Raw genomic sequence first — 10,149 nt, 5'->3', positions numbered from 1 at the left:
CGGTGCGCCATTATTATCAATAACATCGTCTGCCACGGCCAGACGCGCTTCGCGCGTTGCCTGGGCAGCAAGAATTTGTTCAACATGCTCACGCGTGACGTCATCGCGCTGCATAGTGCGTCTGAGCTGTGTCTCGGGAGTAACATCCACCACGAGTACGCGGTTGGCTTTTTTATACAGCGAATTTTCCACCAGCAAAGGTACAACCCACAACAGATAAGGGGAGGTTGCTTGCTGAAACTGGCGCTGCGTTTCCTGCTGAATAAGCGGATGGAGCAGGGCATTCAGCCAGCTTTTCTCCTCAGGACTGGAAAAAATGCGTTCGCGTAAAATGCGTCGCTGCAACGATCCGTCGGTAGCTATAACTTCGGTACCAAAATGTTCTTCGATCGCCTTAAGGGCTGGGGTACCGGGTTCAACCACCTGGCGCGCAATAATATCTGCATCAATGACGTTTATTCCGAGGTCTGCGAACGCATTTGCAACGGTACTTTTACCACTGCCAATGCCACCGGTTAAGGCTACCGTATACCTCATAGATGCAGATCCTGGAGTTTAAGTTTGATTATCAAACAGTTAAAAGTTAAGCGTGCGACGGCGAGGTTGCTGCAGGATTAACCTACTATTCGCCAGGTAAATTTATGGGATTGTAGCGTAAAAAAAGAGAATTTCGCAGTCTTGCGCGGCATTGATTAGTGCGTATGATAGCGTCACTGGAGTTGTGAGTTTCGATTTTTCGCCATTAACCCCAGGAATCCGCACATGCGTATCGAAGAAGATCTGAAGTTAGGTTTCAAAGACGTTCTTATCCGCCCTAAGCGTTCTACTCTCAAAAGCCGTTCCGATGTTGAGCTGGAACGTCAATTTACCTTTAAGCACTCAGGTCAGACCTGGTCCGGCGTACCCATTATTGCCGCGAACATGGACACTGTCGGGACGTTTGCCATGGCAACGGCGCTGGCATCCTTCGACATCCTGACTGCGGTACACAAACACTATTCTGTTGAAGACTGGGCTGCTTTCATCGCAGAGAGCTCTGCTGATGTGCTCAAACACGTAATGGTTTCAACCGGCACCTCTGACGCAGATTTCGAAAAAACCAAACAGATTCTGGCGCTCAACCCGGCGCTGAACTTTATCTGCATTGATGTGGCAAATGGCTACTCAGAGCATTTTGTTCAGTTTGTGTCGAAAGCGCGTGAAGCATGGCCGACAAAAACAATTTGTGCGGGCAATGTGGTTACTGGAGAAATGTGTGAAGAGCTGGTACTTTCCGGCGCGGACATTGTTAAAGTCGGCATTGGCCCGGGTTCTGTATGTACCACACGTGTAAAAACCGGCGTTGGCTACCCACAGCTTTCTGCGGTTATTGAATGTGCCGATGCAGCTCACGGTCTGGGCGGCATGATTGTCAGTGACGGCGGCTGCACAATGCCGGGTGACGTGGCAAAAGCGTTTGGCGGTGGCGCGGACTTCGTTATGCTCGGCGGTATGTTGGCCGGTCATGAAGAAAGCGGCGGCAAAATTGTTGAAGAGAACGGTGAGAAATTCATGCTGTTCTACGGCATGAGCTCTGAATCAGCCATGACGCGTCACGTTGGTGGTGTTGCACAATACCGCGCTGCGGAAGGTAAAACCGTTAAGTTGCCTCTGCGTGGCCCGGTTGATAACACTGCACGCGATATCCTTGGCGGCCTGCGTTCTGCCTGTACCTATGTCGGTGCATCGCGCCTGAAAGAACTGACCAAACGTACAACGTTTATTCGTGTACAGGAACAAGAAAACCGCGTTTTCAATAGCCTGTAAGAACAGGTAGGACTATGACATGCCGGATAAGCAGTGCGCCATCCGGCATTTGAATTTATCCCACCCCGCTCATCGCATCTCCTAAATGAAAAATCGGCAAATACATCGCAACGACCAGCGTACCGATTATCAGCCCCGTAATGACCAGTAACGCAGGCTCGAGTAGCGCAGCCAGATTCTCTGCCTGAGACAATGTTTTCTCGCCGTGGTGATGGGCGAGATTACGCAGCATTGTATCCAGCGAGCCGGAAGCCTCACCTGTTCTGACCAACTGTATGCACAATGGGCTGAATTCACCGCAATTTTTTAGCGCTAACCAGACCGGTTTTCCGGCGCTGATGTCGTGATGTACCTGCGCTAAGCGTTGTGACCAGAAAGGGTTGGCCAGCGTTTCAGTGACGCTCTCAAGACCTTGCAGAAAAGGAATACCTGCATTTTGCGTTAACGCCAGAACAGTGAAGATCTGCGTGAGTTTTTGCCCTCTCACCATCGGCCCTATGACCGGGAAGCCGAGCAGCAATTTCTGGCGCAGAGTGAGCCAGTATGGCTGCTGCTTCATCAGGTGATATGCTGCAACCGCTATCAGGCTGAATGCTCCCGCCAGCCATCCCCATTGGCTGCTAAAATGCGCGATGGCAATAATCCACTGAGTGAGTACTGGTAGCGGGGTGTTAAACGTCTGGTAAATGGCGGCAAACTCAGGGAGTACAAACTGCAGCATCGCGAATACCACCATCACTGCCATCGTGATGATGAATATCGGATAGCGTAGGGCTTTTTTAACTTTATCCGCCAGCTGCTGTTGATTCTTCTGCTGGCGGGCGAGTTCAAAGCAGCAGTCGTCCAGCTTACCCGTAAGCTCTCCGGTACGGATCATTGCCAGATAAAGAGGCGGAAAAACGTGTTGCCACTGAGATAGCGATGTGGAGAGAGAAATACCCTGTTCCATATCGTGAGCCAGCGTACGCAGTAGCGCTTGCCATTGGCTGCTGGGATGCTGTTCAGCCAGCAAAGCTAAACTTGCCGAGAGTGTTAGCCCTGCTTTCAGCAACGTCGCCAGTTGATGTATGGTTTCAGCGCTTTTTTCACGGCTCCAGTGTGAGGCTTTGACACGCATACGATTAATGCGCAGCGGCGTGATATGCCGTTGCTCGAGAGCAAGCATCAATGAGGGGCGGGTATCGGCCCAAAGTACGCCTTCCAGTGGATTACCTTCGTTGCTAATACCTTGCCAGCGCCAAAGCAGTTTAGCTGACATGGGGCATGCCCAGTACGCGTACCAACTCTTCAAATGTTGTTAACCCTTGTTCGACGGCCTTGCAACCATTTTCGAAAAGCGTGCTCATCCCCAGTTGCTGAGCATTCGATTCCACTCCGTCTACGGACGTACCGTTGGCGATGCTCTGGCGCAATGCAGGTGTCACGGGGAGAACTTCAAACAATGCCGTACGGCCATAAAATCCGTGATAGCAATGTTGGCAGCCCGGAGCCTGCCAACGAGGCAGTGGCGTAGGCCAGATCGCTTCCGGGAGCATGATCGGCGTTTCCAGGCGTTGTCGGCAATGGGGACACAATTTTCTCACCAACCGCTGCGCAATAACGAGCGTCAGCGCGGAGGCGATCATCCAGCGTGCAACCCCCATTTGCTGCAAGCGTATTAGTGTTTCTGTGGTGGAATTGGTATGTAGTGTTGATAGAACCAGATGACCGGTTTGTGCGGCTTTAAGGGCTATTTCAGCCGTTTCGCCATCACGGATTTCACCCACCATGATAATGTCGGGATCCTGGCGCAGCAGCGCGCGCAATACTCCCTGAAAAGTGAGACCGGCACGTGGATGAATTTGTGTCTGGTTAAGACCTGCGATCGGGATCTCTACTGGATCTTCCACGCTACAGAGGTTAACGTCCGGAGTGTTTCGGGTCTGCAGCGCACTGTACAGCGTGACCGTTTTACCGCTTCCGGTCGGTCCGGTGACCAGAATCAGCCCCTGAGGCTGCTGCAACGCTTGTGAAAATGCTGCCAGCTGCGCGTCCTGCATTCCCAGCGCGGTGATTTCCAGCGCTTGATCGACCTGATGCAGTAGCCGTAGCACCACTTTTTCGCCAAAGCGACAGGGCAAGGTGGCGATGCGAAACGAGACCGGCTCTCCTGAAATCTCAACGGTAAATTGGCCGTCTTGCGCAAGTCGGTGCTCGGCAATATCCAGACTGCCTAAAACTTTTAGTCTGGCAGTGATGGCGATACCCATCTCGGTCGTGACGTCCGGTAAAGCATGCAGTACGCCATCCACACGTAATCTGATTCGATAGTGATTTTCCGCTGGTTCAAAATGAATATCAGAAGCCCGTTGCACCAGCGCGGATTGAAACGTCTGATTCAGCAAATCTGCTGCGCTGGCGCTGCTTTTCGTGACCACTGCCGGGAGCATTTTCTGTGGCGTATGCGTGTGGCCTTCCATTTGTTGACGCGTCCAGCAGACGATGTCGATACGTCGGGTGGTGGCAAAATGCAGTGCGTCCAGCAATTCGTGGGATGGAGCGTCCACGACGGCGATGTGCACCACTTCATTGTCTGCATCCAGTAATATTCCCTGATGACGTTGGCACAGCGCCGTAAGTTGGGTGGTATTCATCTCTTTTCCTTAATTAATATCGAAACGGAAAACGTCTTCACAGGCCTGTTGCAATGCGCTGTCATTCTGGATAACGCAGTTACGACTCCAGCCGGTAATACCGTTGGCATTGTCCCAACCCGGCGTCATGGTGATGCTTAACCCGTTCAGGCTTTCTTGTCCGCTGAGGCTGACCACTCCTTTTTCAACGCTCATGGCGGAGACATAACGGGTGGTGGCTGGAGAAGGGATGCCATTCGTTCCGGCATCACAGGTTGTTGTTCCGCCATGCTCCAGCGCACAGAGCTCAACCGCCGTGCGATAGGGAACAAAGGTTTGCAGCATGTCTGTTAACGCGGCTTTGCGCAGATAGTTTTGATAAGCCGGAATACCGATGGCGCTAAGGATGGCAATAATGCCAATGACCACCATGAGTTCGATAAGTGTGAAGCCTCGTTGCTTGTCCATCGTTCGCTCCTTGAGTTAGCTGGCGCTACTTTGGCAAACGCTCGGGGTCACGGCGAGAGGCAAAAAACAGAACGGGAAGGCGGGTTCCGAGGATTTTTATGAAATTACAGAGTCAGACAACGTATTTGCGAAGAGGCTCGAAGAAACAGCCGTATGGCGGCGTAAACGCTTATCCGGCTGATAGAAAAACCGGCGTGATGGGCCCGATAAGTGAAAGTACTATCGGGCTAAACCATCAGTAATTAGCGAAAACGCATAGAGAGATCGAGCGCGCGAACATGCTTGGTCAGCGCGCCAACAGATATGAAATCCACGCCAGTTTCGGCAAATTCGCGCAGAGTTTCATGAGTGACGTTACCCGACACTTCCAGACGCGCCTGGCCGTTGGTGCGTTTTACCGCTTCCCGCATTTGGTCAGTTTCGAAGTTATCGAGCATGATGATGTCGGCCCCTGCTTTCAGCGCGTCGTCCAGTTCATCCAGGCTTTCTACTTCGACTTCAACCGGCACATCCGGGTGCAGCCAGAAGGCTTTTTCAACGGCCTGACGTACCGAACCTGAAGCAATAATGTGGTTTTCTTTAATCAAGAAAGCGTCAGAAAGGCCCAGACGATGATTCGCGCCGCCGCCGCATAATACGGCGTATTTCAGCGCGGTACGCAGCCCCGGCAGAGTTTTACGTGTATCCAGCAGTTGAGTTTTTGTTCCCGCCAGCAGGTCGACGTATTTACGCACCTCGCTCGCCACACCCGAAAGCGTCTGTACAAAATTAAGCGCGGTACGTTCGCCGGTTAGCAGCACGCGGGAAGGGCCGTCCAGTTCAAATAGCAGCTGATTGGTCTTAATGCTGTCGCCATCTTCGACATGCCAGGTGATGTTGACATCATCGCCAGCCAGTTGAATAAAGACCTCTTCAACCCAACGTTTTCCACAAAAAACGCCATCTTCGCGGGTGATCACGGTGGCGTGGGAGCGCATCTCCGCGGGTAAAAGCTGTGCGGTGATATCGTTATTGGCATCAACTTCTCCGCCTAAATCTTCACGCAGCGCCTGAGCTACAGCGGCAGGGATATCCAGATTTATACGTTCCAACAGCGCGTCACGTCGGTAGTCAGGGTTATAGCGGCGAGGCGGCATGATAAAACTCCAAATTGCTAACGAATCATAAGGTGGAAACATGCTACCCTGAACCTGATATGAGCACCACCAATAAGGAGATTCTGCATGTTGTTAGACGAGGGCTGGCTGGCAGAGGCGCGACGCGTTCCCTCTCCTCATTACGATTGCCGCCCGGATGACGAAAACCCTTCTCTGCTGGTGGTGCATAATATCAGCCTGCCGCCCGGCGAGTTTGGCGGCCCGTGGATCGATGCGCTGTTTACGGGCACGATTGATCCCAATGCCCATCCTTATTTTGCCGGGATCGCCCATTTGCGCGTTTCGGCACATTGTTTAATTCGCCGTGACGGTGAAATCGTGCAGTATGTCCCCTTTGATAAACGCGCCTGGCATGCTGGCGTGTCGAACTATCAAGGCCGCGAACGCTGTAATGATTTCTCAATTGGTATTGAGCTGGAAGGGACGGATACGCTGGCTTATACCGATGCGCAGTATCAGCAACTGGCAGCCGTGACGAATGCCCTGATTACGCGTTATCCGGCCATTGCCAACAACATGACAGGACATTGCAATATTGCGCCCGAGCGTAAGACCGATCCCGGGCCCTCTTTTGACTGGGCAAGGTTTCGCGCCCTGGTCACCCCCTCGTCGCACAAGGAGATGACATGACGCTGTTTACAACATTACTGGTGTTGATTGTTGAACGCCTGTTTAAGCTGGGTGAGCACTGGCAGCTTGATCACCGGGTTGAAGCTTTTTTCCGCCGGGTGAAGCATTTTTCGATGATGCGTACGGTAGGCATGGCCCTTATTGCGATGGGGGTGACGTTCCTGTTGCTGCGCGCACTTCAAGGCCTGTTGTTTAACGTGCCTTTGCTGGTGGCGTGGATCTTAATTGGTTTGCTGTGCATCGGCGCTGGCAAGACGCGTCTTCATTATCATGCCTATCTGAACGCGGCTGCTCGCGATGACGCTCACGCCCGTGAAGCGATGGCCAGCGAGCTGACCCTGATTCATGGGATTCCGCCTGAGTGCGATGAGCGTGAGTTCTTGCGTGAACTGCAGAACGCGCTGCTATGGAACAACTTTCGCTTTTATCTGGCGCCGTTATTCTGGCTGATTGTCGGTGGCCCGTGGGGACCGGTGACGCTGGTGGGTTATGCCTTTCTACGTGCCTGGCAGTCCTGGCTGGCGCGCTATCAGACGCCACACCAGCGTTTGCAATCAGGTATCGATGCGATCCTGCACGTGCTGGACTGGATCCCGGTGCGCCTGGCGGGTGTCGTCTATGCGCTGCTGGGGCACGGCGAGAAGGCGTTACCTGCCTGGTTTGCGTCGCTGGCGGATCTGCATACTTCGCAATATCAGGTGCTTACTCGCCTTGCGCAGTTTTCTTTAGCGCGTGAACCACATACCGATAAAGTCGCAACGCCAAAAGCCGCGGTTTCGATGGCGAAGAAGACCTCGTTTGTGGTGGTGGTGGTCATTGCCGTGTTGACCATTTATGGAACATTAATTTAAGCCATTATTATTGGTGGATGGCGTTGCGCTTATCCGTCGAGGAAAAAAAATTGGTCCGGTCGCTTTGTGCTTGCGGGCCAATCTTTCAAAGCGTATCAGCAGGTGGGATGCCAAAATCTGGCATCCCGTTTTCGTTCCAGCGTACCAGCTTCAGACGAGTGTGGCGGTTTGGGTCGTACAGCGGATCGCCCTCGATTTCAGTGTAATTTCTCGCGTGGTACACCAGCACATCTTCTCCTTCCGGCGTTTGCGTAAAGCTGTTGTGTCCCGGCCCGTATTGGCGGTTTTCGTAGCTGGTGGTAAAGACCGGGCGCGGCGATTTGTGCCAGTTCTGCGGGTTGAGCGGATCGGCATTGAGATCAATCCACAATAATCCCATACAGTAGTTCTCATCGGTGGCGCTGGCGGAATAGCTGATAAACAGCTTATCGCCGTGAACCATGACGGCCGGGCCTTCGTTGACCCAAAAACCCCGGCATTCCCAGTCATACTCTGGATGACTGAGCATTACCGGCTCGCCTTTAATCGTCCATGGATTTTCCAGTTCGGCGAGATAGATATTGGAGTTTCCGGCGATATCGGGGGATTTCTGCGCCCACAGATACCACTGTTTTCCCTGATGGTTAAAGGTGGTGGCATCGAGCGCGAAGGTATCAAACTGCGTTTTAATCTGCCCTTTCTCTGTCCATTGGCCGGTCAGCGGATCGGCGTCTGCACATTCGAGCGCAAACATACGGTGCTGGAACATCCCCAGCTTGTCGAGCGCCTGTGTGTGGGCGGCGGCAAAATAGATGTACCACTTGCCTGCCAGATGATGGATCTCAGGTGCCCAGATCAGCTGGCTCATGGGGCCGTTTTCTGGTTTGCGCCAGACGACAACCGGGATAGCGGTGCGTAACCCTTCCAGCGAGTCCGCCCGGCGGATCTCCAGACAATCGTATTCGGGCACTGAAGCAATGAAATAGTAGTGGCTACCGTCACGTAAAATAAACGGGTCGGCACGCTGTTCAATAAAGGGGTTTGGCCACTGATTCATTAGGCTTTCCTTACGTTTTCAGTCGTTTTTATATCGTGGTACTCATTCAGTTCACGGTAGTTGGCGCGGCGCTTTTCTAAATCTGTCTGGATTTGTTGCATAAACTCGCGGTCAACTTTCAGCAGACGAACTACGCCTGCGGTAATCAGGTAGCCTACACCCGGTATGATGGTAAACAGCAGCATAATACCGTTAATGGCGGAGTCGCTTTGCGCTTTCGCCCCTGCGTCGTAGCCGTACCAGGAGAGCAGGAAACCAACCATCGCTCCGGCAATCGCCAGGCCCAGTTTCAGGAAGAACAGGTTGCCGGAGAAGCTGATTCCGGTGATACGTTTACCGGTTTTCCACTCGCCGTAGTCATCGACATCTGCCATCAGCGACCAGTGCAGTGGGGATGGGATCTGATGCAGAATGTTGAGCAGGAAGTAAAGCACCATAATCATCATGGTGGCTTTAGGATCGAAGAAGTAAAACGCGCCGGAGAAAATCGCCAGGATGATATTGGTCCAGAAGAAGACTTTCAGTTTGCACCAGCGATCGGTTAACACCTTCGCCAGCATGCTGCCGATCATCATGCCCACAACGCCAAGGCTGATAAACAACGTTGCGAACTGCGTGCTTTGCTGCATAACCCAGGTTACGTAGTACATGGTGGCAGCCATGCGAATAAAGCCCGGACAGACGTTGCATAGGGTTAACAGCAGGATTTTTACCCACTGATCGTTCTTCCATACGTCTTTCAGGTCGGCTTTTAAATCGTCGTTAGTCGGGACGGCAGGACGTACGCGCTCACGGACGGTTGCAAAGCAAAACAGGAACATACACATGCCGATGAAGGCCAGCACTGCCATCGCCATCTGATAGCCTTTAGCTTTATCTTCCCCGCCAAACCAGTCCGCCATTGGCAGCAAGGTGAGGGAGAGCAGCAGGGTTGCAATTCCTACCAACACAAAGCGATATGACTGGCAGGCGACACGTTCCTTTGGATCGTTAGTGATGACGCTGCCGAGCGAGCAGTATGGGATGTTGATCGCTGTATAGGTGATAGAGAGCAGGAAGTAGGTGACGAACGCATAGATTACTTTGCTGTTATACGTCCACTCAGGGGTGGTAAACATGAGTACGCTAAATAATGCGTATGGGAAAGCCATCCACAAAAGCCATGGACGAAATCGACCATATTTGCTGCGGGTGCGGTCGGCCATCGCGCCCATAATAGGGTCGGTAACGGCATCTATAACGCGTACTGACAGCAGTAACACGCCGACCAGGGCCGGTGCCAGGCCAAAAATATCTGTGTAAAAATAGTTAACAAACAACATGATGGCGCCAAAGATGATGTTGCATCCGGCGTCGCCCATTCCATAGCCGATCTTTTCTTTCACCGTGAGCTTACTGGTTTCCATCAACTGCACTCCATTAATAAGATATGGAGATAATTATTGTCTGGCAGAGGTGTTTTTGCGTTGCAGGATAACGCCAGTGATATGGACGAAACAGTCGTGAGTGGGAAAGTGTGAGGCAGGTAACAACCCCCACCTGATGCAGGTGGGGGAGGGAGAATTAATGCGCTTTAGCTACTTTGGCGG

The 10,149-nt window shown here is 52.6% G+C and carries 10 protein-coding genes; 3 read left to right on the top strand and 7 right to left on the bottom strand.

Going from position 1 to position 10,149, the window contains the following annotated elements:
* Positions 1-537: dephospho-CoA kinase (gene coaE, locus FDW87_RS15885; protein ID WP_252363209.1), on the bottom strand; the 537-nt coding region annotated here is incomplete at its 3' end.
* A 225-nt stretch (positions 538-762) separates the two neighbouring features.
* On the opposite strand from coaE, the gene FDW87_RS15880 reads away from it, so the two are divergent.
* Positions 763-1,806: a GMP reductase gene (locus tag FDW87_RS15880; RefSeq protein ID WP_003829510.1), complete on the top strand. Its 1,044-nt coding sequence runs from the start codon at positions 763-765 to the stop codon at positions 1,804-1,806.
* 55 nt (positions 1,807-1,861) lie between these two features.
* Here the strand turns inward: FDW87_RS15880 and hofC are convergent, their stop codons facing one another.
* The 4 genes from hofC to nadC form a co-directional block, all read right to left on the bottom strand.
* Complete coding sequence (hofC, locus tag FDW87_RS15875; protein ID WP_109017205.1) at positions 1,862-3,064, bottom strand: protein transport protein HofC; 1,203 nt, start codon at positions 3,062-3,064, stop codon at positions 1,862-1,864.
* On the bottom strand, positions 3,054-4,439 hold the full coding sequence (gspE, locus tag FDW87_RS15870) for a type II secretion system protein GspE (protein WP_049269183.1): 1,386 nt from the start codon (positions 4,437-4,439) through the stop codon (positions 3,054-3,056). Before gspE ends, hofC begins: the two co-directional genes overlap by 11 nt.
* 9 nt (positions 4,440-4,448) lie before the next feature.
* Positions 4,449-4,886: a prepilin peptidase-dependent pilin gene (ppdD, locus tag FDW87_RS15865; protein WP_016151710.1), complete on the bottom strand. Its 438-nt coding sequence runs from the start codon at positions 4,884-4,886 to the stop codon at positions 4,449-4,451.
* Between the two features lie 242 nt (positions 4,887-5,128).
* Positions 5,129-6,022, bottom strand: coding sequence for a carboxylating nicotinate-nucleotide diphosphorylase (gene nadC / locus FDW87_RS15860; protein WP_137379943.1), 894 nt, complete (start codon positions 6,020-6,022; stop codon positions 5,129-5,131).
* 87 nt (positions 6,023-6,109) lie between these two features.
* Here nadC and ampD point away from each other — a divergent pair, with 87 nt between their 5' ends.
* Together ampD and ampE are read left to right on the top strand one after the other, a co-directional pair.
* Complete coding sequence (ampD, locus tag FDW87_RS15855) at positions 6,110-6,673, top strand: 1,6-anhydro-N-acetylmuramyl-L-alanine amidase AmpD (RefSeq protein ID WP_016151712.1); 564 nt, start codon at positions 6,110-6,112, stop codon at positions 6,671-6,673.
* A complete protein-coding gene (gene ampE / locus FDW87_RS15850) occupies positions 6,670-7,524 on the top strand; it encodes a beta-lactamase regulator AmpE (protein ID WP_016155697.1) in 855 nt (284 codons plus the stop codon). The genes ampD and ampE overlap by 4 nt, the downstream gene beginning before the upstream one ends.
* Before the next feature lie 85 nt (positions 7,525-7,609).
* Here the strand turns inward: ampE and FDW87_RS15845 are convergent, their stop codons facing one another.
* Complete coding sequence (locus FDW87_RS15845; RefSeq protein ID WP_137379942.1) at positions 7,610-8,560, bottom strand: family 43 glycosylhydrolase; 951 nt, start codon at positions 8,558-8,560, stop codon at positions 7,610-7,612.
* The gene (locus FDW87_RS15840) at positions 8,560-9,966 is read right to left on the bottom strand and encodes a glycoside-pentoside-hexuronide (GPH):cation symporter (protein ID WP_016151715.1); all 1,407 of its coding nucleotides are present in this window, start codon (positions 9,964-9,966) and stop codon (positions 8,560-8,562) included. Before FDW87_RS15840 ends, FDW87_RS15845 begins: the two co-directional genes overlap by 1 nt.
* Positions 9,967-10,149 lie beyond the last annotated feature (183 nt).

The organism is Citrobacter sp. wls826, assembly GCF_005281245.1.
GTDB classification, from domain to species: domain Bacteria; phylum Pseudomonadota; class Gammaproteobacteria; order Enterobacterales; family Enterobacteriaceae; genus Citrobacter; species Citrobacter braakii.
Note: the sequence above shows the minus strand (reverse complement) of the source record. Positions and strands in the feature narration are given on the sequence as shown.

What these genes read in the sequence shown, in the direction of transcription:
- FDW87_RS15880 (WP_003829510.1), top strand. Translation starts at nt 763, where the DNA reads ATGCGTATCGAAGAAGATCTGAAGTTAGGTTTCAAAGACGTTCTTATC.
- FDW87_RS15845 (WP_137379942.1), bottom strand. Translation starts at nt 8,560, where the DNA reads ATGAATCAGTGGCCAAACCCCTTTATTGAACAGCGTGCCGACCCGTTT.
- ampD (WP_016151712.1), top strand. Translation starts at nt 6,110, where the DNA reads ATGTTGTTAGACGAGGGCTGGCTGGCAGAGGCGCGACGCGTTCCCTCT.
- ppdD (WP_016151710.1), bottom strand. Translation starts at nt 4,886, where the DNA reads ATGGACAAGCAACGAGGCTTCACACTTATCGAACTCATGGTGGTCATT.
- gspE (WP_049269183.1), bottom strand. Translation starts at nt 4,439, where the DNA reads ATGAATACCACCCAACTTACGGCGCTGTGCCAACGTCATCAGGGAATA.
- hofC (WP_109017205.1), bottom strand. Translation starts at nt 3,064, where the DNA reads ATGTCAGCTAAACTGCTTTGGCGCTGGCAAGGTATTAGCAACGAAGGT.
- ampE (WP_016155697.1), top strand. Translation starts at nt 6,670, where the DNA reads ATGACGCTGTTTACAACATTACTGGTGTTGATTGTTGAACGCCTGTTT.
- FDW87_RS15840 (WP_016151715.1), bottom strand. Translation starts at nt 9,966, where the DNA reads ATGGAAACCAGTAAGCTCACGGTGAAAGAAAAGATCGGCTATGGAATG.
- nadC (WP_137379943.1), bottom strand. Translation starts at nt 6,022, where the DNA reads ATGCCGCCTCGCCGCTATAACCCTGACTACCGACGTGACGCGCTGTTG.